Source organism: Providencia sp. 2024EL-00732 (genome assembly GCF_044006275.1).
Lineage (GTDB): Bacteria > Pseudomonadota > Gammaproteobacteria > Enterobacterales > Enterobacteriaceae > Providencia > Providencia huashanensis.
The window spans coordinates 74850-100733 of sequence record NZ_JBIPDG010000004.1; the positions used below are offsets into that span (position 1 = coordinate 74850).

Below are 25884 nucleotides of genomic sequence, written 5' to 3' on the forward strand. Positions count from 1 at the left end.
ATTACAAAGAGGCTCATAATGAAAACACAATATGTCATGGGCATTGATAATGGTGGAACCGTCACCAAAGCAGCTATCTATAACCTAGAAGGCCAGGTCGTCTCTATTGCTTCAAATACGACACGAATGATCACTCCAAAACCTTTTTTCACTGAAAGGGATATTGCAGAACTTTGGCAATCAAATCTTTTAGTTATTAAAGAGGTGCTAAAAAAATCCGCTATAGATGCTGAGGATATTATTGGTATATCTGTGACAGGTCACGGAAATGGGTTGTACCTCGTTGATGAACAGGGAAATGCGACGCGTAATGGTATCGTATCCACAGATAATCGAGCAAAACAATATGTCGAAAACTGGTATCGGTCACCTCGATTTGAAAGTGATATTTTGCCAAAAACGATGCAGTCCATCTGGGCAGGGCAGCCTGTTGCGTTGCTTGCATGGTTGCGTGATCATGAACCTGAGAGCTTACAAAAAGCCCGTTATATTTTTATGGTCAAAGACCTGATCCGTTTTTATTTAACAGGTGAGGCATACCAAGAGCTGACAGATATTTCAGGGACTAACTTAATTAATGTACGTGACCGTTGTTATGACGATGAAATTCTTGAATTTTGGGGCGGTTTAGAGTGGAAAGACAAGCTGCCACCAATCAAATTATCAACGGATTGTTGTGGGTATATCACCCCCGAAATTGCTGAGTTGACGGGGCTAAGTGCGGGTACTCCTGTATCAGGGGGGATATTTGATATTTCAGCATCATCTTTAGCATCGGGTGTTAACCAAATTAATAAATTAGCGATTGTGGCGGGGACGTGGAGTATTAATGAATACGTAACAGACAAGCCAGTCGTTGATAAAAACCTATTTATGACATCTATTTATCCAATGGAAAATAGATGGCAAATTACAGAAGCCAGCCCAACCTCTGCCAGTAATTTAGAGTGGTTTATTACACATTTTATGGCAGCGGACAAACAACTCGAAGAATCGAAGGGCGGTTCAGTTTATGAGCTTTGTAATCAACTCGTTGCTGCAACAACACCAAGCGAAAGCCAACTCATGTTTTTTCCTTTTGTTTTTGGTTCCAATACCATTCCAGATGCAACAGCAGGGTTTGTTGGTGTCACTAGTTTTCATCATCGTGGGCACTTTTTGCGTGCTATCTATGAAGGGGTCGCGTTTAGTCATCTTTATCACGTTGAAAGGTTAAGAAAGATTAACCCACAACTCAGTGATGTGGTTCGTATTGCTGGAGGGATAACGCATTCCCCAGTTTGGCTACAAATTTTTGCTGATATCTTCCAGTGCCAGCTTGAAATTGTAGATGTTCAAGAACACGGCACACTGGGTGCGGCCATGACAGCGGCCGTGATGGAAGGGCATTTCCCAGATGTATTTGCTGCCTGTGAAGTGATGGTCAAAGTAGCCGATATCATCAAGCCGGATACAGCGAATAAAACCGTTTATCAGCAAAAGTACGCACTGTATAAACGCATGCTTGATGATATGCAAGCTACATGGAAATCCCATAGTCGTTCACCAATGCATATGCTAGCTACTGAATAATAAAAGGAATTAATTATGAAACTTCACTTACAAGGAAAAAACGCATTAGTGACAGGTGGGGCGACAGGGCTTGGACGTGAGTTTGTTCGTTCATTAGCACAAGAAGGCGTTAATGTCTGTTTTACTTACCGCAGTCATCCTGACGATGCAGAGTCATTAGTGAAAGAAATCAATGGGAAAAGTGGTGTAAAAGTCCAAGCCATTAGAACCGACTTAAGTGATAGCGAAGCTATCGATACCCTATTCGATAGTGGGTTAAGTGAGTTCGGGCAGTTTGATATTTTGGTCAATAATGCGGCTGTCTGGCTATCAGGTAAAGTGAGCGAAATCTCATTGGAGGATTGGGATAAGGTGATGAATGTGAATTTGAAATCAGTTTTTCATCTAAGCAAGCTATTTGTTAACCAATGTTTAGCTAAGGAAATAACAGGTTCGATTTTGAATATCACCTCACAAGCAGCTTTTCATGGTTCAACAACTGGGCATTCTCATTATGCGGCCAGTAAAGCAGGGTTAGTGGCTTTTTCAATCTCATTAGCTAGAGAAGTGGCAAAACAAAATATTAATGTGAATAACATTGCAGTAGGCATTATGGATACGGAGATGATCCGTGAGAATTTGCGCAATAATGCGGAATATTATCTTAATCGTATACCAAATGGTCGCGTCGCTTCTCCATCCGAAATTGCAGATATCGGGGTATTTTTAGTTTCACAAAAAGCGAGTTATATGACTGGTGCAACCATTGATGTGACCGGTGGCATGTTAATGCGTTAAGTAAAAGGGGAAAGAAAATGAAATGCCTTGCGATTGCCGATTTATTCATTAAAAAGAATACGATGGATTTAGGCTTAGAGAAATTACGTAATAACGGTATTGATGTGACGGTTAATCAGTGGACACACAGCTCCATCGAAAAGCTTCAAGAAGATAACTTACAAATTGAGCAGCATGGTTCAGAAGCGGTAATTTTACCCGTTGAACTGTATACAAGTGCACAAGATGCTGAATTAGTGGTCACCCAATTTGCGCCAATAAATAAAGCGGTGATTGATAGTTTGCCAAAACTAAAATATATCGGGGTACTGCGTGGCGGTATTGAAAATATTAATGTTGAATATGCGAAAAGCAAGGGAATTAAGGTGTTCAATACACCAGGGCGTAATGCGCGTAGTGTCGCTGAGTTTACTGTCGGGTTAATGTTATCTGAGACGCGTAATATTGCCCGAGCACATGACGCACTTAAAGATAAGCATTGGCGTAAAGATTTTCCTAATGCAGATGTTATTCCCGAAATAGGCGGGAAAATAATAGGGTTAGTCGGTTTTGGGCATATTGCACAGTTAGTTGCTAAATTTTTATCCGGTTTTGGGTGTACAATTTTATATTATGATAAATATGTGAGCGATATTGCTGGGTTTACTAAAGTTGAAACCTTAGAAGAATTAGTTTCCCAAGCGGATATTATTTCCTTACATGCAAGGCTATCCAGCGAAACACAAAATTTAATTAATAAAAAACATTTTGATTTAATGAAAAAGACCACCACTATTATTAATACGGCGCGGTCAGGTTTAATTAATGAAAGTGATTTGATTGAAGCATTAAAGAATGGAAGAATCATGGGGGCGGCAATTGATACCTTTGATGATGAACCACTAAAAGATAATAGTGAATTTTATTTATTAGATAATATCACTATCACACCTCATATGGCGGGGAGTACTCTTGATGCATTTAGCAATACACCAAAATTATTTTCAGAGTTATTTCTGAAGGAAATAAAATAGAGTTATTAAATTAAAATAAAAATTTAATATTAAACGATAGAATGCGTGCTATTACCATGCATTCTATTTCAAATCCTTTTACGTGAGAAAATGCTATGGATATTATCAATAGTATTATAGGCCTTGGTGCATCTGTCATGATGCCCATTATTTTCTTTATTATTGCATTATGTTTTGGCGTAAGAGTAGGTACAGCATTTAAAGCAGGGATGCTTGTGGGAATTGGCTTCGTCGGCGTTGGATTGGTAATTAATTTATTATTATCTAATCTTGGCCCTGCATCGCAATCAATGGTAGAGAAAATGGGGTTAAACCTAACGGTTGTTGATACAGGTTGGCCTACGGCATCAACGATTGGGTGGGGCTCTCCGATTATGTTACCGGTAGTCGTAGGCTTTATTGTGATAAACCTATTAATGGTTGTTTTTAAAATGACAAAAACCATTAATATCGATATTTTTAATTATTGGATCTTCTTACTTGTTGGTTCAGTCGTTTACGCAGGTACTGAAAGTTATTGGCTCTCAATTGGTATCACCTATGTTATTTTTATTTTAACATTAGTTGCTGCGGATATTACTGCGCCTTATTTACAGCGAAACTATAATTTAAAAGGAATTTCGTTCCCGCATTTAACTTGTATCATGTATGTTCCCTTTGGAATAGCAACTAATTATATTATTGAAAAAATACCGGGGGTTTCTAAAATTAACTTAGAACCCGAAACGATCAATAAAAAATTTGGTGTTTTTGGCGAGCCATTAACACTCGGGTTTATTCTTGGTTTAGTTTTAGCATTAATGGCAGGTTATAGCATTAGTGAGTCTGTTGCGTTGGCCGTTACTGTATCTGCTGCAATGTTATTGCTACCTAAAATGATCGAAATATTAGTTCAAGGTTTATTAATTGTACGAGATGCCGTTGAAGCTAAATTGAAAAAAGTATTTCCTAATCGAGACTTCTATATAGGAATGGATACCGCTTTATTAATTGGAGAGCCATCAGTATTAGCGACAGGGCTTTTACTCATCCCAATGGCAATTGTGCTCGCATTTATTTTACCGGGTAATAAAGTATTACCTTTCGTTGACCTTGCTTCATTAATGTTTTTATTAGCAATGGTTACGCCTTTCTGTAAGCGTAATATGTTTAGAATGTTTATTTGTGGAACACTTGTCCTTACATCTATTTATTATGTTGGGACAGATATTTCTAAAGAGTATACACAGGCGGCAGTTAATTCAAATATCCCTGTCCCAGAAGGTATTTCTGAAATGACAAACATTGTCGGTGGGGCAACAACACCAGCAGGTTGGGTGGCTGTTAAAGTCGGGGAGATGATAGCAAACTAGTCAATCATCCAGTAGGTGTTTTTATTTATGGTTAAAAACACCTACTGTGACTTCTTAATTTTTATCCACACTGTTTTTCAATAAATCATGTAAATATTGATTGGCAGGGAAAACATTACCTTGTGCATCCTTGACTTGGTATTCTTCCCCTGTAACCGATGATTTTGAAGCAACGTTATCGATAAATTGTTCAGTAGTATTGAGGCGTTTCTCAGTTTTACGCAGTTTTAATCTCAAGTGAGATTCAGCATCAGTTGCAGAATGCTCCGTACCATTACGAGTAAAAGTCAGGTTTTGTTGTTTACCGAGTTCTGCTAATAATGATTCAGTACGAATTTTTTCTTCAGGGCTTAATGCTAGAGCTTGAGTGGTGACAAAAACACTTAAAAAAAGCACTAAAGCAGAGGAAAAGCGGTTTGATAGTTGGGCTGTAAGTGATTGCACGAATTTCTCTCCATAGAAAAAAGGTGAGTAAATTATAAGCAGCCGTTTAATTTAAACTATCGGTAAGATTCCTAGAATTCAATTTAAGGCATAAAGCGATAACCAATGCCTGTTTCTGTAAGTAAATGAATTGGGCGAGTTGGGTCATTTTCTAATTTTTGCCGCAAATGGCCCATATAAATTCGCAAATAATGGTTATGCTCAATATAGCTCGGCCCCCATACTTGTAATAATAAATGCCGTTGGGTTAATACTTTGCCGCTGTTAGCAACTAACTCGCTGAGCAAGCGGAATTCAATGGGAGTAAGGTGTAATTCTTCATTTTGCTTAGTGACAACCCGATTAATAAAATCGACCGTAATATCACCAAATTGAAATTGTGAGTTTTCTTGTGCCGCTTTGCCAAAACGACGCAAGGCGACACGGACTCGTGCGAGTAATTCGCTGATGCCAAAAGGCTTAGTCAGATAATCATCAGCACCTGCATCAAGGGCGGCAACCTTTTGAGATTCGTCTTCTCGAGCGGATAAAACGATGATAGGAATACTGCTCCATTTGCGTAAATCACGAATTAAATCAAGCCCATCGCCATCAGGCAACCCAAGGTCTAAGATAAGCAAGTCGGGTTGCCGTGTCCCAGATTCAATCAACCCGCGTTGGTAGTTTTCTGCTTCAAAAACTTTCCAGCCTTCACCTTCCAGCGCAAGGCGAACAAAGCGGCGGATCTCTTTTTCATCTTCAACGATCAGGATTTGATGAGTACTCACAATAGTGGTTGTTCTCCTAAATTTCGGTTTCAATATCAGGTAGTTGTTTTAAAGGTAAAACAAAGTGGAAGCTGGCTCCACCTTTATTATTGTTCTGAGCCCATATTTCCCCTTCATGTAATTGAATAATGGCACGACAAATAGCAAGGCCTAAGCCAACTCCGGGAATGGCTGATTCTTTTTGCGCTCGAGAGAATTTATCGAAAATAGTTTTTTCTTGTCCATCAGGGATTGCATTGCTGGCATCCCAAATTTCAATATGAATTTTTTGCCCTTCAACCCTCGCCTTAATACCAATTGGGGTATCTTCATGGCTATATTTTACGGCATTTTCTAATAGGTTGATAAGCACCCGCTCTATCAAATTGGCATCACAATAGAGTAATAAATCAGCAGGGATATCAATATCTAAAGGATGACTATGTAAAGTATAGTCTAATGTTCTGACAGCGCTACTGGTAATTTCTTGTAGTGATTGCCACTCTAAATTAGGTTGAATACCACCAGATTGCAGCCGTGCCATATCGAGTAAATTATTGACTAATCGCGAAGTACTCAGAACTTGTTGGCGCATTTTATTAACTTGCTCAGTAAGTGGCGAGTTTTCAGCAGACAAATTCAACATTAATATTTCAGTTTGCCCAAATAAAACGGTTAATGGTGTTTTTAGGTCGTGTGAAAGGGCCGCGAGTAATGAATTACGCAATTGCTCACGTTCAATATCTAATTTTGCGGATTCGGCTTGTTTGGTTAGCTCTAACCGAGCAAGGGCACTGGCAATTAACCCAGTGAAGGTTTGTAACATACGTTGTTGTTCTGGGATCAACAACTGGCGCATATTTCTAGGTTCAATCGCTAAGACGGCAAGTGTTTGATCTGCGGTTGTTATAGGTTGCAATTGATAGGGGACGCTGGGAAGAGTATCGGTGCCAGCTCCTGCGGGTTGGCGTTTATCAAAGCTCCATTTGGCAATTGCATTATCAATTTGCATTGCACTGTGCCCCTCACATTTTAAGGGCAATAATTGCCCCTCAGCATTGGGTATTAATAAACAGCTTTTGGCTTGGAACGCGTTATTAAGGAAGTGATAGCCTGTTCTGCCGATGTCATCGGTGCTGAGTGCTTGCCCTAATTCTTTTGTCATTTCATATAAATGTCGCGTTCGTTGTTCACGATAACGGGCAATTCGGGCTTGATAGCGCATGCCAGCAGTTAAATTCCCCACAACGACGCCAACAATTAGCATAACCGTAAAGGTGACTAAATATTGCATATCCATGATAGCAAGGGAAAAATGGGGCTGAACAAAGAATAAATCAAAGCTAATAACATTAATTAGTGCCGCAAAGACAGAAGGGCGCCTGCCATAAAATAGCGCGATAAGTACCACGCCGAGTAGATAGAGCGTGACTAAGTTGGCTTTATCTAACGCTAACAAAAATGTGCGTGAGAACACGGTAATTGCAGCACACATCACAATCGCCATCAAATAACCGTTCATGTCTGAACGCCATTTTTCAGAGAAAGGTTTTCTCTCTGGTTCTTTATCCCATTCGCTTTTTTCTTCTAGCGCGACGATCACCAAGTCAAGGTCTGGCCCTAATTTGCCAAGACGGTCAGCAAAGCCAGGACGTAAATTAAATATGGGCCATTTACGTTGCTTATCGCGACGACCAATCAGTATTTTGCCCAAATTATGTTCTCGAGCATAACGTAATATGGCTTTTTCTTCAGAAGGGTCAGATAACGTGGCGGTTTCAGCGCCTAAATCTTGAGCAAGACGTAATGCCTTTAAAATGGCTCTGCGCCGAGCCTCGGGTAATTGATGGAGCGCAGGAGTTTCCACATATACAGCATGCCATACACTGCCAAACTTTGCGGCAAGGCGAGCCGCGGTGCGAACCAACTTTTCATTACCCATATTATGACCAATACATAATAGAAGGCCATCCCGGGTATGCCAGACAGGGGCTTGCCCCTTGCCATCACGAAATTCCCGCATCTGGTCATCAACGCGATCGGCAGTTCGACGTAGAGCCAGCTCACGTAGCGCGATGAGATTCCCTTTACGGAAAAAATGTTCGATTGCTCGCTCTGCTTGCCCAGAGATATAAACTTTGCCTTCTTTTAGGCGTTGCCGTAAGTCATCAGGAGGCAAGTCAACTAATACGACTTCATCTGCGGCATCAAAAATATGATCAGGAACCGTTTCACGCACTCGAATACCAGTAATGCTTCCGACGATATCATTTAAACTTTCAATATGTTGAACGTTAATGGTCGTAAGGACATCAATACCAGCATTTAATAGCTCTTCGACATCCTGCCAGCGTTTAGGGTGTAGGCTGCCATTAGGATTACTAAATGCTAATTCATCCATTAAAATAATGGCTGGGTGCCTAGCAATTGCGGCGTCAATATCAAAAGCAGTTAAACGGCGTCCCCTATGTTGGATACGCTTTGGTGGTAACTGTGAGAGACCTTCAAGTAACGCAGCTGTTTCTTCGCGTTCATGGGTTTCTACTACACCAATAAGCACATCTAATCCTTGTGACCTTAGTCTTTGGGCTTCTTGAAGCATGGCATAGGTTTTCCCGACGCCAGCACAGGCGCCGAAAAAAATTTTTAATTTGCCACGGCCTGTTTCATTGGCCTTTACCAATAAATCGTCGGGATTAGGGCGACTAGGTTCCTGATTTTTCATAATAGGCCTTAGTGAGTTTGGCTATTGGCTTGTTGCTGATATTCATCAAGAGCAAGGTTTAACTTTAAGACATTAATAACAGGCTCGCCTAAAAAAGCGAATACACTATTTTCAGTATGAGTATTAATTAATGATTTTACCTCTTCTAGTGGGATCTGTCTGTGTTTAGCAATTCGCGGGGCTTGATATAACGCCGCATCAACAGAAATATTGGGGTCTAATCCACTGGCAGAGGCTGTTAATAAATCAACAGGGATGCTCTTGTCAGCCGCTGGGTTTTCTGAGCGAAGTTGGGCACTTCGTTGTTCCATTGTTTGTAATAGTAATGGGTTGCTAACGGCTAAATTACTACCGCCAGATGCTAATGTATTATAAGGGGCTTCAGCGGTTGCAGAGGGCCGCCCATGAAAGTAATTTTCACTTTGTATATTTTGTCCAATCAGTTCAGAACCGATAACCTGATCATCTTGAGTGAGTAAGGAGCCATGAGCTTGCCAAGGGAAAAAGACATTAGCAAGCCCTGTCACCATCAATGGGTAGGCGATCCCTGTGAATAAAGTGAGAATTATTAACATAATAATAGAAGAGCGGATCATGTTCATTATCAATTCCTTATATCCCAAATAAGCGAATAAACATATCAATTAATTTAATCCCAACAAATGGCACTATTAACCCACCTAAACCATAGAGGCTTAAGTTACGTTGCAACAATGATTGGGAGCTCATAGGGCGATAATTGACCCCTTTAATCGCCAATGGGATCAAGAAAATGATAATTAAAGCGTTAAAGATCACCGCTGAGAGAATCGCAGATGCAGGTGAATGTAACTGCATAATATTTAATGCATTAAGTTGAGGCCAAGTGACAGCAAAAGCGGCTGGAATGATGGCAAAGTATTTTGCAATATCATTGGCTATACTAAAGGTTGTTAATGAGCCTCGTGTCATCAACATTTGTTTACCAATATGGACGACCTCAATTAATTTGGTTGGGTTAGAGTCTAAATCAACCATGTTACCTGCTTCTTTGGCCGCTTGTGTCCCTGAGTTCATCGCTACAGCCACATCCGCTTGCGCTAATGCTGGGGCATCGTTGGTACCATCACCCGTCATGGCAACTTGTCGGCCTTCTGATTGATATTGGCGGATTAATGCGAGCTTTGCTTCGGGGGTTGCCTCAGCGAGGAAGTCATCGACACCGGCTTCTGCAGCAATAGCGGCGGCTGTTAAGTGGTTATCTCCGGTGATCATAACTGTTTTGATCCCCATGCTACGCATTTGAGCAAATCGCTCTTTCATTCCCCCTTTAACAATATCTTTTAATGCTACAACACCGAGTACTGTTTGGTCGTCCACAACAACAAGAGGGGTTCCCCCTAAATGAGCGACTTTTTCAACTAATTGGTCGGCTTCTATCGGGAATTTACTATGGTTTGCTTCAACGTAGCGGCGTATCGCATCCGCAGAACCTTTGCGGATCATTCTTTCTCCAATGTTGACACCGCTCATACGAGTCATTGCAGAGAACGGAACAAAGGTAGCATTCAGGCCATGAATATCTCTTTCACGTAAATTAAACTTTTGTTTCGCCAACACGACAATACTACGCCCTTCAGGGGTTTCATCGGCTAAAGAAGAAAGTTGAGCTGCATCTGCTAGTTGCTGTTCAGTCACACCCGTTAAAGGCAAAAACTCAGATGCTTGTCGGTTACCAAGGGTGATAGTACCGGTTTTATCGAGTAATAAGACGTCGACATCACCCGCAGCCTCCACTGCACGACCGCTGGTGGCAATCACATTTGCACCTAACATACGGCTCATCCCTGCCACACCAATAGAAGAGAGTAACCCGCCAATAGTGGTTGGAATTAAGCAAATTAATAAAGCAATAAGGACTAGAATAGAGACCGCACTACCTGCGCCTGCATAATCGGCAGCAAAAACCGTGAATGGGTACAAGGTGGCGCATACCAACACGAAAATAATCGTCAGGGCGGTTAACAGGATCGTTAAAGCGATTTCATTGGGGGTTTTACGACGTTGTGCGCCTTCAACCATTGAAATCATTCGGTCTAAGAATGTTTCACCGGGGTTTACGGTACATTCAACAATTAACCAATCAGAAAGAACGCGAGTCCCTCCGGTGACTGAGGAAAAGTCACCACCGGATTCACGGATCACAGGAGCTGACTCACCAGTAATTGCACTTTCATCGACAGATGCACCACCTTCAAGCACTTCACCATCGCAAGGGATTGTTTCTCCAGCATGGATAAGCACGATATCCCCTTTACGTAACTGGCTTGAAATCACGATTTCTTGAGCCGCATCCATTGATGCAGAAGCCAAACGAGTTGCGTTACTTTGCTGTTTTACCCCTTTTAAACTTTGGGCTTGTGCCTTACTTCGCCCTTCAGCTAGCGCCTCGGCAAAATTAGCAAAGAGCAGTGTAAACCATAGCCATAGTGTCACCATTCCACTAAACCAAGCGTTACCCTCAGTGTAATGAGTTACCATTGCTAACCATAAAAGGGTGGTGATAATACTGCCGATATACACCACGAACATCACGGGATTTCGCCATTGTGCTTGCGGTGTGCATTTTTTGAATGCTTCAAAGATAGATTGTTTGATTAATTTATTATCAAATAATTTGATGTTATTACTTTTCATTTTCTTCCCCTCATTATCCCGCGAAACCGATGTGTAGTTGCTCTGCAATTGGACCTAACGCAAGGGCAGGTACAAAGGTCAGCGCACCAATGAGAAGTACAGTGAATACAAGCAGACCAATAAATAACGGACCTGTTGTGGGTAATGTTGCATTACTTTGCGCTTGAGGTTTCTTGCTTGCCATCGAACCTGCAATGGCGAGAACTGGCAGAATGACGCCAAAACGTCCTAAGAACATGGTGACCGCCAATAGCAGGTTGTAAAACGGTGTATTTGCGCTAAGTCCAGCAAACGCGCTACCGTTATTATTCGCTGCGGAGGAAAAAGCGTATAACACTTCACTAAACCCGTGAGCGCCTGGGTTTAAGATCCCTGCACGCCCAGCTTCAGTCATTAATGAAAGTGTGGTACCCAGTAGTACTAAAGTGGGAGTCACTAAAATAGCCAGTGCAACCATTTTCATTTCGCGCACCTCGATTTTTTTACCGAGATATTCAGGAGTACGACCAATCATTAGCCCAGCAAGGAATACAGCGAGTAAAACAAATAGCAACATGCCATATAAGCCAGATCCCACACCGCCGAAAACCACTTCACCGATTTGCATTAACCACATCGGCACCATGCCACCCATCGCAGTAAAGGAATCATGCATTGCATTAACAGCACCGCAAGAGGCAGCCGTTGTTACAACAGCGAATAATGCGGAGCCTAAGATACCAAAGCGGCTTTCTTTTCCTTCCATATTGGCAGTGGTAGTCGCATGGAATTCACTTAAAAATGGATTACCAACATACTCTGCTTTGATAACCGCTATGGCAGCAACGACAAAAATAATCCCCATCACCCATAACAGGGTGTGACCTTGTTTGTTGTTGCCAACGACACGGCCAAAAGCAAAACATAACGCTGTTGGAATTAGAAAAATGGCTAACATTTGTACGAAATTGCTTAATGCCGTTGGGTTTTCAAATGGGTGTGAAGAATTAGCTCCAAAGAAACCGCCTCCGTTAGTACCGAGTAGCTTAATTGCTTCTTGAGAGGCGACAGGCCCCATTGGTAATAACTGGTTGCTATTATTTAGGTTATTAACTAATAGGTAATCTGAGAAGTTTTGGATAACACCTTGGCTAACAAAAAATAGAGCAAAAATAATCGCTAATGGGAAAAGTAGATACACAGTAATACGGTAGATATCCACCCATGCATTACCAACCGTTTTACGACCATGGCGTGAAAATGCTCGGATAAGGGCGAAAACAACGGCAATCCCTGTTGCAGCGGAAAGGAAATTTTGTACTGTTAACCCAGACATCTGGCTTAGATAACTTAATGTGTTTTCACCGCTATAGGATTGCCAATTAGTATTTGTGACAAAGCTAATTGCGGTGTTAAAGGCTAAATCCCAACTCATTCCCGGAAATTGTTGTGGGTTAAGGGGCAAATGACCTTGGAATATTAATATAGAAAACAGCAATATAAAGCCTAAAATATTGAACAGTAAAATCGATAAGGCATATTGTAGCCAAGTCATTTCCGCCATTTCTCGCCCTGGCTTTTTTACGCCGCCTAAGCGCCAAAGAAGGGCTTCGCTTTTTATTAGCGTACTCGGTATATCGCTATCAATTAACCGAGCAATACCATTGCCTAATGGTTTTGCCAAAATAAACAGCACGAGTAAAAAGCTACCGATAATTAAAATTGTGGTAGTGGTCATATTAAAAATCCTCCGCGCTTAGCAGGGCATAGACCAGATAAACCAGCAGTAACACAACGAGAACTGCCCCAATAATGGAAAGTAATGACACAGTATTTTCTCCTTATTATTTCCATGCAATAAGGCTAAAACTTCCGTTGTAAAGAAGCTGATAAAAAATAGACCTTCGGTGTAAAAAAAGTATAAAAATGTATTTTTATACGAGGGAATAAAATAAAACAGAGATGGCGAGTTAAAGCGAATAATTGTTATGTAAATGTTGCTGATTTGTTTGTTTTTGACGCAATCAGGTTAAATAATGTAATAAAACAACGGAATTTATCATTTTATTATGTAAATTTTAATTTATAGTGGTCAGATGAGTAGTTTTATTACACAGTTTGCGCTATGATATTGACAGTTAATTTTTATATTATCTGTTCGGTTTTAGTCGCTCTTCTAAACAGTCATTATTTGGGGTTTTAGAGCAATTCTGGAATCGACAAATAGAGTGGCAACTGAAGGAGGATACCGATGTCCACATATCGCGAATATTCCCGTAATCAGGTACTTGCACGCCGCACTGCTGCTGTTACAGCTGGCATTATTGCGTTTCCGGTTATGGTTTTTCATCCGCAACGAGCAAAATTTTATAGCCATTTACACAAAGTATGGGCTAAAACCAGCGATAAGCCCGTTTGGTTAGAGCGTTCAGAAGCCACGTTTGAAAGCCATCATTAATAATTGCTTTGCTTTTAAGTGGTAATGCCATATCCCTGCAATGACCTATTGTGGGGATATTGTTTTTTTTATCCCTCATCCTGTTTTTCTTTTCCTTATTGCCTTTCTTTATTACCTTTCTTTTTGGTTAGCATCCTTATTTACAGCAAATAACACAGAAAAAAAGCATGTTTCCGTTTATGCTTATTGATTATCAGTAAATTACATTCAAAATGATGGGGTTGACCCTATAGCGGTGTAGTAAAAAGGACCACATAATGCATAATTTAAGATTAGAAGAAATCATTAATGATGAGCTGAAAATTAGTGAATTCCAAGATTTTGCACCAAATGGATTGCAGGTTGAGGGGCGCCCTCATGTGCATAAAATCATCACCGGTGTAACAGCCTGCCAAGCACTACTGGACGTGGCAGTTGAAAAGAAAGCGGATGCTGTGATTGTTCACCATGGCTATTTTTGGAAAAATGAGCCCGCAATTATTAAAGGTATGAAAAAAAATCGCTTAAAAACATTATTAGCGAATGATATTAACCTTTATGGTTACCATCTTCCTTTAGATGCTCATCATCAATTAGGTAATAATACTCAGCTTGCGTATATCATGGGTGTGCAAGTAAATGGCCAAATTGATCCATTAATGCCATTCGGTTTCTTTGATCAACCGATTACACCACAGGAATTAACCCAGCGCTTAGAGTCCCGCCTTGGTCGCAAAGTGTTGCATTGTGGTGACAATGCTAAAGATGAAATTCGCCAAATTGCATGGTGCACAGGGGGCGGACAAGGCTTTATCTTACAAGCCGCCGAGTTTGGCGTAGATGCATTTGTGACAGGTGAAGTTTCAGAGCAAACAATCCATATAGCAAGAGAAATGGGTATCCATTTCTACAGTGCAGGGCATCATGCGACAGAGCGTTATGGGATTAAAGCGCTGACTAAGTGGCTAGTTGATCACCATGGGTTAGACGCAGAGTTTATCGATATCGATAACCCAGCCTAATTCTCGTCATATTTCGAGCTGTGGCGGTGTTGGCTACACTCGCGACCCCTAGTCACATACTTGTGTATGCTCCTAGGGAGTCGCTCATTTGCCGCCTAGCCACAACTCGAACTATTTAGAGAATTAAATTTTCAAGCTAATCTTCATTGATTTTCTAATTCTAACCTCGGCGGTGTTGGCTACACTCGCGACCCCTAGTCACATACTTGTGTATGCTCTTAGGGAGTCGTTCATTTGTCGCCTAGCCACAACTCGAACTATTTAGAGAATTAAATTTTCAAGCTAATCTTCATTGATTTTCTAATTCTAACCTCGGCAGTGTTGGCTATGCTCTTAGGGAGTCGCTCATTTGCCGCCTAGCCACAACTCGAACTATTTAGATAATTAAATTTTCAAGCTAATCTTCATTGAGTTTCTAATTCTAACCTTGGCGGTGTTGGCTACACTCGCGACCCCTAGTCACATACTTGTGATGTAAAATGCGTAGAAAATTATGTGTAATTAGTAAAATAAAAAGTTAACTCGTATAAATTCGATAGCGTAATGATGAAAGAACAAGAACCAACCCTGAAATGGTTAATACCAAGCCTAAGTGTTGGCTCCAGCCTGCGACCATCAAACCAATGGCGAGTCCGATATAGTAAAACAAACCTAAAATAGCCCCAGCAGTACCTTTTCTATCACTATAGCGATTTAAAGCATGTGCAAGGATATTAGGAATAGCAATTCCATATCCAATAACTACACCAATCACCGGTAAAATGAACCAAATAGAATCCATCAGAGCAAAAACCAAGCAACCACTTATCAAAGATATGATGCTAGAGAGCTTAACAAGTTGCTCAGATGTGTGTTTTTTAGCCAATAAATGACGATTAATGATTGACCCTAAGCCCACTCCAAGTGCTAATAAAATTCCAGTTAAACCAAATTGTTGCTGAGTGAGCATTAATCGTTCAAAACTGAAAGGTGCCAGCTGATAATAGCTAAATAAATTAATGTTGAAAAATGCTATCAAGATCACATTTCTAACAATTTCTTTATCTGTGATCATTCGTAAAAATGTCGCCATAAATGGGACTTTGATCACATTTTCAGGGCGTGTTTCTGGTAAACGGCAAGTAGACCAAATAAAAAGCACGACCGCGAGAAATGCCAAGCCAGTAAAAACGGCGAGATATCCGCCAAAACTAACTAACCCCGCACCGAATAACATCCCTAATGCAGGACTAATGGCTAGGGCAATACCCATAATTGAAAAAACTTTAGCTAATTCATGCCCTTGATAGCTATCACGCATTGCGGTTTGTGTTCCAATTGAACCGACGGCGGCACCAAATGCGGCAAGCATTCTCATTAACAGTAATAAATAAAAGTGTGTGATAAACAACGCGCAGATAGAGGCGATACCGTAGATCAACAGACCTGCCAGGATAGTCGGGCGGCGGCCTAGCGTGTCACACATTCTTCCCCAAAATACGACACCTAGCGCAAAAGCAAAGAAATAGAATGATAATGTTTGTGATGCTTGTTCAGCATCGACATTAAATGCGCTAGCAATGTTGGTCAATGCTGGGCTGTATATGGTTTCCACGATTTGTGGAAACATCATTAAGGCAACAGCAAGCCATAATGAAAGAGGGTGTTTCATACCAATTATCCTGCTTATATTAATAAAAAATAGATGGTGAAGATGAATACAACTATTCAATGACAAGCAGTTTAATGGTATTTTTAGTGTCCCATTACAAAAATAAAGACTATAAATATCAAAAAAGGGACATTATGGCTTGGCTAGAACAAACAGATGAATTTCAAACTCACTGGTATACAGCGCCAGTATTGGGAATAGCAGCTCAAATGGGGCAACATGATTCTGGTTTACATAGCCATGAAATGGGGCAGCTTTTGTTTACACAACAAGGGTGTATACGAATTTCACTTGAGAACCGAATTTCTCTATTACCTCCTGGAAGGGTGGCATGGATACCTCCATTTGTTTGTCACCGAGCACAAATGCGCGCATCTGTGGGCTATCGTTCGGTGTATTTAAGTGAACAATATGCTAAAAAAATAGCGAATGAAGTCGTCATTTTGAGCATTTCACCTCTGCTAAGAGAGGTACTTGAACGGATTGCAATTGCCCCGTTTGACAGTGATTGGCAACAAGGGCGCTTAGCAAATTTATTACCAGTATTTATCGATGAACTACAAAGTGCAACGACTGAGCCAACATTACTTGCACTTCCTCAAGATAGGCGCTTTAAAGGCCTCGATATCGAGCAATTACCACCTAATTTAAACCAACTTGCTCAAACGATTGGCGCAAGTGAAAAAACCATTACACGGGTTTTCTTAAAAGAAACCGGAATGACTTATCAAACATGGCGGCAACAATGGCGGTTTATTAAAGCGATTGAGTTATTGGCACAAAATCACCCATATCACTTTATTACTCAAGAGCTTGGCTTAGCCAGTGATAGTGCTTTTATCAGTTTTTTTCGCAAAATGAGTGGGGTAACACCGCGGGAATATCAACAGTAAAAGAGAAAAAGCCTCGATAAACCGAGGCTTGAGTATTTGTAGGGGGATAGATTTAATTGAATATTATTTTTTTGCTAATCCAGAGTTGAATTTACGTTGGCTGTAACCCGTATACAGCTGACGAGGACGAGCAATTTTCAGACCGTCATCATGCATTTCATTCCAATGGGCTATCCAACCAATTGTACGTGCAATAGCAAAAATAACAGTAAACATTGAAGATGGAATTCCCATTGCCTTCAATATGATGCCTGAATAGAAGTCAACGTTTGGATACAGTTTTTTCTCAATGAAGTACGGGTCATTCAGGGCAATACGTTCTAGCTCCATAGCGACTTCGAGTAAGCTATCGTTTAAGCCCAACTCATTAAGTACTTCGTGGCAAGTTTCACGCATCACAGTTGCACGTGGGTCATGGTTTTTATAAACACGGTGACCAAAGCCCATTAAGCGGAAAGAGTCATTTTTGTCTTTCGCACGTTCGATAAATGCAGGGATATGCTCAACGGTTTGAATTTCTTCCAACATGCGTAAACAGGCTTCGTTAGCCCCACCGTGAGCTGGCCCCCACAGAGACGCAATACCCGCAGCAATACAAGCAAATGGGTTTGCACCTGATGACCCAGCAGTACGTACGGTTGATGTTGAAGCGTTCTGTTCGTGGTCAGCATGTAGGATTAAAATCCGATCCATTGCACGTTCGAGAACTGGATTTACCACATATTCTTCACATGGTGTAGAGAACATCATATGCAAGAAGTTACCCGCGTACGACAGTTCATTACGTGGATAAACAAAAGGCTGGCCAATGGAGTATTTATAACACATTGCCGCAACAGTTGGCATTTTTGACAGCAGACGATAAGCTGTAATTTCACGGTGGCGCGGGTTGTTCACGTCCAATGCATCATGGTAGAACGCAGCCAGTGCACCTGTTACACCACATAACACTGCCATTGGGTGTGAGTCACGACGGAAGCCATTCAGCATGCGAGTGATTTGCTCGTGGATCATCGTGTGGCGAGTTACCGTATTTTTAAATGTGTCGTATTGCTCTTGAGTCGGTGCTTCGCCGTATAACAGGATATAACAAACTTCGAGGTAAGAAGCTTCGGTAGCGAGTTGATCGATCGGGAAACCACGATGCAGCAGAATGCCTTTATCACCATCGATATAGGTGATTTTTGATTCACAGGATGCAGTAGAAGTAAAACCAGGGTCATAGGTAAAGAACCCTTTTGAACCTAAAGTTCGGACATCGATAACGTCTTGACCAATGGTAGGGCTTAAAATATCGAGGTCAATATCACCCTTACTACCAGTCGTTAGCTTAGCTTTGTTATCAGCCATTTACGGTCTCCTTAGCGCTTGATAATCGACACCCAACAACCCAGAAGCTCAGCGTTATACTGTTTCTTCGTGCATTGTTCTACCGGTATGATTAGAAAATCAGCTAGCTATCACATAAAACCTGAAATCTGACGACCGACGACAATGTAATTAGGTTGTTTATGAGTGTGTAGATGTTATGTTCTTTTTGTTGTTTTACTTACAATATCATTATTTGTGGTAAGAGGAACAACTTTCATAACTTTTGTTAGTAATACCTGTCACAGTTCAAATTGGAAGGTACTTAACATTGCAACATTCATGTTTTTTATTTTTCAGTGAGGGAACGCCCACACCTTAAGATAATTCTGCTAGACCTATATGTAAGATAAATGTTGAATCATTGTCAAATAAGATAAGCACATTTATACAAAATGTTTAAATCGTGATCCTTCTCACTGTTCGGGCTAAATGTCCCCAAACATTTTGTGTGGGAATTGTAATGGCATTGTGAAGACTTTATACTAGCGGCAGGTCTCCGGATTACCCTGTAGTAGGAGTTCCCAGCGTGATCAGTATGCAACTTTATTTAAACATGATGGATTAGAGTTTGTGTTAAGTTGCATTTTGTACCCCCTGTCGCTGTCTGATTTCCACCCCAGGTCCGGAGGATGGAAAATAATAAAGAGCTGTGTGGGCAAAATTGTGAAAAAACAAAGACCTGTCAACCTTGATTTGCAGACGATTCATTTCCCGATCACTGCAATATCTTCGATCTTGCACCGTGTCTCTGGCGTCATTACTCTCATCGCAGTTGGTATTCTGCTTTGGTTGCTAGGGACATCTCTCTCCTCTCCAGAAGGTTTTCAATACGCGTCTGAAATAATGACTGGCTTTTTTGCTAAGTTCATTCTTTGGGGCATTCTAACGGCATTGGCTTACCACATTTGTGGTGGTATTCGTCATATGCTGATGGATTTTGGCTGTGTTGATGAAACCCTTGCTGCTGGTAACTCATCTGCAAAAATTACATTTGTTATCACCGTAATTCTGGCAATTCTGGCGGGGATCTTAGTATGGTAAGTAATGCTTCTGCTTTAGGCCGTACTGGTATCCAGGACTGGCTGTTAATCCGTGCTTCTGCGATTATTATCGTATTATACGTAATCTACATTGTTGGTTTTGTTGCTATCAATGATATTACTTATGAAGTATGGCGTGGTTTCTTCGCTTCTTCTGTGACGAAAGTATTTACTATCCTCACATTGTTCTCGATTCTTGTGCATGCGTGGATTGGCATGTGGCAAGTGCTAACTGACTATGTCAAGCCGCTAGCAATTCGTTTAGTGCTGCAGCTGGCTATCGTTGTTGGTCTGTTGGCTTATTTAATTTACGGAACAATTGTTGTGTGGGGTGCATAAATGAATCTGCCAATCAGAGAGTTTGACGCTATCGTTATTGGTGCTGGTGGCGCAGGTATGCGTGCAGCACTTCAAATTTCACAGTTGGGCCTGTCTTGTGCTCTGCTGTCAAAAGTATTTCCAACCCGTTCTCATACAGTATCAGCGCAAGGTGGTATCACTGTTGCTTTAGGCAACACTCACCCTGATAACTGGGAATGGCATATGTATGATACCGTGAAAGGTTCCGACTATATCGGTGACCAAGATGCAATCGAATACATGTGTAAAACAGGGCCCGAGGCTATCCTAGAATTAGAGCATATGGGGTTACCTTTTTCTCGCTTAGACGATGGCAGTATTTATCAGCGTCCATTTGGTGGTCAGTCTAAGAATTTCGGTGGCGAGCAAGCGGCACGTACTGCGGCTGCGGCTGACCGGACTGGTCACGCACTGTTACATACTTTGTATCAGCAAAACTTAAAAAATCACACAACCATCTTTTCAGAGTGGTATGCCCTTGATTTAGTTAAAAATCAAGACGGCGATGTGGTGGGCTGTACTGCAATTTGTATGGAAACTGGCGAATTAGTTTACTTCAAAGCTAAAGCGACCATTTTAGCTACGGGTGGTGCAGGGCGTATTTATCAATCGACCACCAATGCGCATATCAATACCGGTGATGGTGTTGGGATGGCAGCTCGTGCTGGTGTTCCTTTACAAGATATGGAAATGTGGCAATTCCACCCGACGGGTATCGCTGGCGCAGGGGTTCTTGTGACAGAAGGTTGCCGTGGTGAAGGTGGTTATTTGCTGAATAAAGACGGTGAGCGTTTCATGGAACGTTATGCGCCAAATGCGAAAGATTTGGCCGGTCGTGATGTTGTTGCACGTTCAATCATGATTGAAATCCGTGAAGGCCGTGGTTGTGATGGTCCTTGGGGTCCACATGCCAAACTGAAATTGGATCATTTAGGGAAAGAAGTTCTCGAGTCTCGTTTACCGGGTATCCTTGAATTATCCCGTACCTTTGCTCACGTTGACCCAATCAAAGAGCCAATCCCAGTTATTCCAACTTGTCACTATATGATGGGTGGTATTCCAACAAAAGTGACTGGCCAAGCGATTCGCTATAACGAAAAAGGCGAAGACGAAGTTATCCCAGGTCTGTTTGCTGTGGGTGAAATTGCGTGTGTATCTGTACACGGCGCTAACCGTTTAGGCGGTAACTCATTGCTCGACTTAGTCGTATTTGGTCGTTCTGCGGGTCTACACCTAAAAGAGTCCATCATGGAACAAGGTTCAATGCGTGATGCTTCTGAATCCGATATTGATGCGGCGATGACACGCTTTAACCGTTGGGAAGGGGCTCGTACTGGCGAAGATCCAACTGAGATCCGCAAGGCACTGCAAACCTGTATGCAGCATAACTTCTCGGTATTCCGTGAAGGTGATGCGATGGCGAAAGGTCTGGAAGAGCTAAAAGTGATCCGTGAACGCCTGCAAAATGCACGTCTTGATGATACCTCAACAGAGTTCAACACTCAGCGTATTGAGTGTTTAGAACTGGATAACCTGATGGAAACCGCTTATGCGACAGCACAAGCAGCGAACTTCCGTACAGAAAGTCGTGGGGCGCATAGCCGCTTTGACTATCCAGAGCGTGATGATGCGAATTGGTTATGTCACTCATTATATTTACCGCAATCTGAAACGATGACGCGTCGTGAAGTCAACATGCAGCCAAAATTGCGTGAAGCCTTCCCACCGAAAATTCGTACCTACTAATGCGTGGTGTTAATCCAGTTGCGGAGAAATAAACTATGAAACTACAATTTTCGATTTATCGTTATAATCCAGATGTGGACAACGCCCCACGCATGCAAGATTACACCCTCGAAGTGCCAGAAGGGCGTGACATGATGCTGTTGGATGCGTTGATCCAAATTAAAGAACAGGACCCAACACTGTCATTCCGTCGTTCTTGTCGTGAAGGTGTCTGTGGTTCTGATGGTGTCAATATGAACGGTAAAAACGGGCTGGCGTGTATCACACCATTGTCCGCTTTAATCCGTGGTGGGAAAAAAATTGTTATCCGTCCGTTACCAGGTTTGCCTGTTGTGCGCGACCTGATTATCGACATGACTCAGTTTTATACCCAATACGAGAAAATCCGCCCATATCTTATTAATGATAATAAGAACCCACCTGCTCGTGAGAATTTACAAACTCCTGCACAACGTGAAAAACTTGATGGTTTATACGAGTGTATCTTATGTGCTTGTTGTTCGACTTCTTGCCCATCTTTCTGGTGGAATCCAGATAAGTTTATTGGGCCTGCGGGCTTGCTGGCAGCATACCGCTTCCTGATCGATAGCCGCGATACTGAAACGGATTCAAGATTAGATGATCTGAACGACGCTTTTAGTGTTTTCCGCTGTCATAGCATCATGAATTGTGTCAATGTATGCCCTAAAGGGCTAAATCCAACAAAAGCTATCGGTCATATTAAATCTATGTTGCTAAAACATACTGCCTGATAGTGAATATTTAACCCGTAGTGCTTAAGTGCTACGGGTTAAAATGGGAATAGCACAAAATAAATACATAACTTAAAAATAGGGCGTAAAGTAAAGTAGGGTTTTTAATTTAAATAGCGCTTAAGGTCACAAAAGCGCGAAAACGAAATACCCACAACGAGCATCAGAAAGTAACATTGTCATATATAAAATGTAGCACTTAATAAAACGTTGTCATAACAAAAGCGCAAAAAAGTGAAAGCAAAGAAAGTAACAGTAAAAAGTAGAAAAAATAGCCAACTGCAAAAAAAGATGAAGACGACAGCCCAAGCATAGGGGCCTTTAAAAACCGTAGCCAGTTTTTAAAGGTTCCTTAAAAGGGAAACCCTTACTGATAAAGGGCCTCCCAAAGAGAGAACATGCATAAAGCACGTCCAAGAGAACCTTTATCGAGGCCGCTTAAATGCGGTAATTAGTTAACCACGGCGAAAACTAAAGCTTTTAAAGCTTAAGGGATCACAATGCAGAACGGCGTAATGAAGGACTGGCTGGATTCAAGCTTTCTGGCAGGCGCGAACCAGACATATATAGAACAGCTTTATGAAGATTATCTGACTGACCCTAACTCTGTAGATGCCGAGTGGAAAGCCATTTTTGAGCAACTTCCTGGTGCTACTTTAGGTACTAGTGGTGAACAATTCCACTCCCAAGCGCGCGATTACTTCCGCCGCTTAGCAAAAGACTCTACGCGTTATCACACTTCTGTTAGCGATCCAGCTATCGATGCAAAACAAGTCAAAGTTTTGCAGTTAATAAATGCATTCCGCTTCCGCGGGCACCAGAATGCGAATCTTGACCCGTTAGGGCTTTGGAAACGCGAATCTGTTCCAGATTTAGACCCAGCATTCCATAATCTGACGAAAGAAGATTTCGACGAAACCTTTAACGTGGGTTCATTTGCTATTGGCAAAGAAACCATGAAACTTAGTGAGCTATATGAGCACTTGAAACGCATTTATTGCGGTTCGATTGGTGCTGAATATATGCATATCACAAATACTGAAGAAAAACGTTGGATTCAACAACGTCTTGAGTCAGTTGATGTTGCAAAAGTTTTCTCTAAAGAAGAAAAATTACGTTTCTTAGCGGAACTCACCGCCGCTGAAGGCCTTGAGCGCTATATCGGGGCTAAATTCCCAGGGGCTAAACGTTTCTCATTGGAAGGCGGTGATGCCCTGATCCCAATGCTGAAAGATTTAATTCACCACGCAGGCAAACAGGATACTCGTGAAGTTGTTCTGGGGATGGCTCACCGTGGTCGTTTAAACGTTCTTGTGAATATCCTAGGTAAAAAACCTGGTGAATTATTCGATGAATTCGCGGGTAAACATAAAGACCATTCAAGTGCGGGTGACGTTAAATATCACCAAGGTTTCTCGTCTGACTTTGAAACCGCCGGTTCTCGTGTTCACTTAGCGTTAGCATTTAACCCATCTCACCTTGAAATTGTTAGCCCTGTGGTAATTGGTTCAGTGCGTGCTCGTCGTGATCGCTTGGACGAAGGTCGCAGCAACATGGTGTTACCAATCACTATTCATGGTGACTCCGCAGTTACCGGTCAGGGTGTTGTTCAAGAAACACTGAACATGTCTCAGGCTCGTGGTTATGAAGTTGGCGGTACTGTACGTATCGTTATTAACAACCAAATTGGTTTTACTACTTCAAATCCGAAAGATACCCGTTCAACTGAATACTGTACTGATATCGTGAAAATGGTGCAGGCGCCTATTTTCCACGTGAATGCTGATGATCCTGAAGCCGTTTCATTTGTGACTCGCTTAGCGCTAGATTTCCGTAATACATTTAAACGTGATGTGATGATCGATTTAGTGTGTTATCGCCGTCATGGTCATAACGAAGCGGATGAGCCAAGTGCAACTCAGCCTGTGATGTATCAAAAAATCAAACAGCATCCAACACCACGTAAAATTTATGCGGACCGTTTAATTGCAGAGAACGTGTTGAGTGCTAATGATGTGACTGAAATGGTCAATCTGTACCGTGATGCCTTAGATGCAGGTAATTGTGTGGTTGAAGAGTACCGTGAAATGGGACTCAATTCTTATACATGGGCTCCGTATTTGAACCATGAATGGGATGAATCATACAAATCGACCGTTGATATCAAACGTTTAACTGAATTGGCAACTAAAGTTAGCACTATTCCTGAAGGTGTTGTTGCTCAGTCTCGTGTTGAGAAAATTTATGCAGATCGCGCTGAAATGGCGAAAGGCGAAAAATTACTCGACTGGGGTGCGGCTGAAACTTTAGCTTATGCAACATTGGTTGATGAAGGTGTTCCTGTTCGTTTGTCAGGTGAAGATGCGGGTCGTGGTACATTCTTCCACCGCCATGCGGTTATTCATAACCAAACTAACGGTTCTGTCTATGTTCCATTACAAAATATTCATAACGGTCAAGGCGTATTCAACGTTTGGGACTCTGTCCTAACAGAAAACGCAGTATTGGCATTTGAATATGGTTATGCGACGACTGAACCACGTGCTCTGACGATTTGGGAAGCGCAATTTGGTGACTTCGCAAACTGTGCTCAGGTTGTTATCGACCAATTCATTAGCTCTGGTGAGCAAAAATGGGGTCGTATGTGTGGCCTTGTAATGTTACTGCCACATGGATATGAAGGTCAGGGGCCAGAACACTCATCTGCACGTTTAGAGCGTTATCTCCAACTGTGTGCTGATCAAAACATGCAAGTATGTGTTCCATCAACACCAGCTCAGGTTTACCACATGTTACGTCGTCAGGCCTTACGTGGCATGCGTCGTCCTCTGATTGTGATGTCACCGAAGTCTCTGCTCCGTCACCCATTAGCAGTATCTAGTATGGATGAACTGGCGAATGGCAAATTCGAACCAGTTATCGGTGAAATCGATGAAATCAATCCGAAAAATGTGAAACGCGTCGTTCTGTGTTCAGGGAAAGTCTATTACGATCTGTTAGAACAACGTCGTAAGAATGAACAAACTGACGTTGCTATCGTGCGTATTGAGCAGTTGTATCCGTTCCCACACGATGATATCCAAAAAGCGTTGGCGCAATTTACTGATGTTAAAGACTTTGTATGGTGTCAAGAAGAGCCATTAAACCAAGGTGCTTGGTATTGCAGTCAACATAATTTCCGTGAAGCTATCCCAGCAGGGGCTACTTTACGTTATGCAGGTCGAGCTGCTTCTTCATCACCAGCAGTTGGCTATACGTCCGTTCACCAGGAACAACAAAAAGCCCTGGTTAATGACGCTTTGAACATTGAATAATTAAAGGATAGAAA

Annotated in this window: 21 protein-coding genes; 12 read left to right on the forward strand and 9 right to left on the reverse strand. The window is 41.7% G+C overall.

Features of this window, described 5'->3' with window-relative positions; all coding sequences use genetic code 11:
* Positions 1 to 18 precede the first annotated feature (18 nt).
* From ACHB7C_RS08700 to ACHB7C_RS08715, 4 genes are all read left to right on the forward strand, one after another.
* A complete protein-coding gene (locus ACHB7C_RS08700; RefSeq protein ID WP_166687358.1) occupies positions 19 to 1572 on the forward strand; it encodes an FGGY-family carbohydrate kinase in 1554 nt (517 codons plus the stop codon).
* Between the two features lie 15 nt (positions 1573 to 1587).
* Entirely contained in the window at positions 1588 to 2349 is a 762-nt protein-coding gene (locus ACHB7C_RS08705; RefSeq protein ID WP_042848319.1) for an SDR family NAD(P)-dependent oxidoreductase, read from the forward strand.
* A 17-nt stretch (positions 2350 to 2366) separates the two neighbouring features.
* A complete protein-coding gene (locus tag ACHB7C_RS08710) occupies positions 2367 to 3362 on the forward strand; it encodes a 2-hydroxyacid dehydrogenase (protein WP_129466787.1) in 996 nt (331 codons plus the stop codon).
* 95 nt (positions 3363 to 3457) lie between these two features.
* On the forward strand, positions 3458 to 4714 hold the full coding sequence (locus tag ACHB7C_RS08715; RefSeq protein ID WP_042848317.1) for a PTS galactitol transporter subunit IIC: 1257 nt from the start codon (positions 3458 to 3460) through the stop codon (positions 4712 to 4714).
* Positions 4715 to 4768: 54 nt separating this feature from the next.
* On the opposite strand, the gene ACHB7C_RS08720 is transcribed toward ACHB7C_RS08715, so the two are convergent.
* From ACHB7C_RS08720 to kdpF, 7 genes are all read right to left on the reverse strand, one after another.
* On the reverse strand, positions 4769 to 5158 hold the full coding sequence (locus ACHB7C_RS08720; RefSeq protein WP_071547830.1) for a DUF5329 family protein: 390 nt from the start codon (positions 5156 to 5158) through the stop codon (positions 4769 to 4771).
* Between the two features lie 83 nt (positions 5159 to 5241).
* Positions 5242 to 5925 carry a two-component system response regulator KdpE gene (gene kdpE / locus ACHB7C_RS08725; protein ID WP_071547831.1) on the reverse strand — a complete coding sequence of 228 codons (684 nt, stop codon included), beginning with the start codon at positions 5923 to 5925 and terminating at the stop codon, positions 5242 to 5244.
* Positions 5926 to 5941: 16 nt separating this feature from the next.
* A complete protein-coding gene (gene kdpD, locus ACHB7C_RS08730) occupies positions 5942 to 8629 on the reverse strand; it encodes a two-component system sensor histidine kinase KdpD (protein WP_042848311.1) in 2688 nt (895 codons plus the stop codon).
* 8 nt (positions 8630 to 8637) lie between these two features.
* Positions 8638 to 9231, reverse strand: coding sequence for a potassium-transporting ATPase subunit KdpC (gene kdpC, locus ACHB7C_RS08735; RefSeq protein ID WP_042848309.1), 594 nt, complete (start codon positions 9229 to 9231; stop codon positions 8638 to 8640).
* Between the two features lie 10 nt (positions 9232 to 9241).
* Positions 9242 to 11305: a potassium-transporting ATPase subunit KdpB gene (gene kdpB, locus ACHB7C_RS08740; protein ID WP_395347032.1), complete on the reverse strand. Its 2064-nt coding sequence runs from the start codon at positions 11303 to 11305 to the stop codon at positions 9242 to 9244.
* 13 nt (positions 11306 to 11318) lie between these two features.
* Positions 11319 to 13022, reverse strand: a complete 1704-nt coding sequence (gene kdpA, locus ACHB7C_RS08745) for a potassium-transporting ATPase subunit KdpA (protein ID WP_042848305.1) — start codon at positions 13020 to 13022, stop codon at positions 11319 to 11321.
* 1 nt (position 13023) lies between these two features.
* Positions 13024 to 13113: a K(+)-transporting ATPase subunit F gene (kdpF, locus tag ACHB7C_RS08750; RefSeq protein ID WP_042848304.1), complete on the reverse strand. Its 90-nt coding sequence runs from the start codon at positions 13111 to 13113 to the stop codon at positions 13024 to 13026.
* Between the two features lie 422 nt (positions 13114 to 13535).
* Between kdpF and ACHB7C_RS08755 the strand changes: the two genes are divergently transcribed.
* Positions 13536 to 13742, forward strand: coding sequence for a YbfA family protein (locus tag ACHB7C_RS08755; RefSeq protein WP_042848302.1), 207 nt, complete (start codon positions 13536 to 13538; stop codon positions 13740 to 13742).
* Between the two features lie 257 nt (positions 13743 to 13999).
* The gene (locus ACHB7C_RS08760; protein WP_042848301.1) at positions 14000 to 14743 is read left to right on the forward strand and encodes a type 2 GTP cyclohydrolase I; all 744 of its coding nucleotides are present in this window, start codon (positions 14000 to 14002) and stop codon (positions 14741 to 14743) included.
* Positions 14744 to 15260: 517 nt separating this feature from the next.
* Here ACHB7C_RS08760 and ACHB7C_RS08765 read toward each other — a convergent pair.
* A complete protein-coding gene (locus ACHB7C_RS08765) occupies positions 15261 to 16394 on the reverse strand; it encodes a multidrug effflux MFS transporter (protein WP_166687363.1) in 1134 nt (377 codons plus the stop codon).
* Between the two features lie 134 nt (positions 16395 to 16528).
* On the opposite strand from ACHB7C_RS08765, the gene ACHB7C_RS08770 reads away from it, so the two are divergent.
* Positions 16529 to 17287 carry a helix-turn-helix transcriptional regulator gene (locus ACHB7C_RS08770; RefSeq protein ID WP_129466784.1) on the forward strand — a complete coding sequence of 253 codons (759 nt, stop codon included), beginning with the start codon at positions 16529 to 16531 and terminating at the stop codon, positions 17285 to 17287.
* A 63-nt stretch (positions 17288 to 17350) separates the two neighbouring features.
* Here ACHB7C_RS08770 and ACHB7C_RS08775 read toward each other — a convergent pair whose 3' ends face one another.
* On the reverse strand, positions 17351 to 18637 hold the full coding sequence (locus tag ACHB7C_RS08775) for a citrate synthase (RefSeq protein ID WP_206227056.1): 1287 nt from the start codon (positions 18635 to 18637) through the stop codon (positions 17351 to 17353).
* A 672-nt stretch (positions 18638 to 19309) separates the two neighbouring features.
* On the opposite strand from ACHB7C_RS08775, the gene sdhC reads away from it, so the two are divergent.
* The 5 genes from sdhC to sucA all read left to right on the forward strand — a co-directional run bounded on the left by sdhC (position 19310) and on the right by sucA (position 25870).
* Entirely contained in the window at positions 19310 to 19699 is a 390-nt protein-coding gene (gene sdhC, locus ACHB7C_RS08780; RefSeq protein ID WP_004909059.1) for a succinate dehydrogenase cytochrome b556 subunit, read from the forward strand.
* On the forward strand, positions 19693 to 20037 hold the full coding sequence (gene sdhD, locus ACHB7C_RS08785; RefSeq protein ID WP_042848297.1) for a succinate dehydrogenase membrane anchor subunit: 345 nt from the start codon (positions 19693 to 19695) through the stop codon (positions 20035 to 20037). Before sdhC ends, sdhD begins: the two co-directional genes overlap by 7 nt.
* On the forward strand, positions 20038 to 21804 hold the full coding sequence (sdhA, locus tag ACHB7C_RS08790; RefSeq protein WP_042848296.1) for a succinate dehydrogenase flavoprotein subunit: 1767 nt from the start codon (positions 20038 to 20040) through the stop codon (positions 21802 to 21804).
* 35 nt (positions 21805 to 21839) lie between these two features.
* Positions 21840 to 22556, forward strand: coding sequence for a succinate dehydrogenase iron-sulfur subunit (locus tag ACHB7C_RS08795; protein ID WP_042848294.1), 717 nt, complete (start codon positions 21840 to 21842; stop codon positions 22554 to 22556).
* 500 nt (positions 22557 to 23056) lie between these two features.
* Positions 23057 to 25870, forward strand: a complete 2814-nt coding sequence (sucA, locus tag ACHB7C_RS08800; protein ID WP_042848293.1) for a 2-oxoglutarate dehydrogenase E1 component — start codon at positions 23057 to 23059, stop codon at positions 25868 to 25870.
* Positions 25871 to 25884 lie beyond the last annotated feature (14 nt).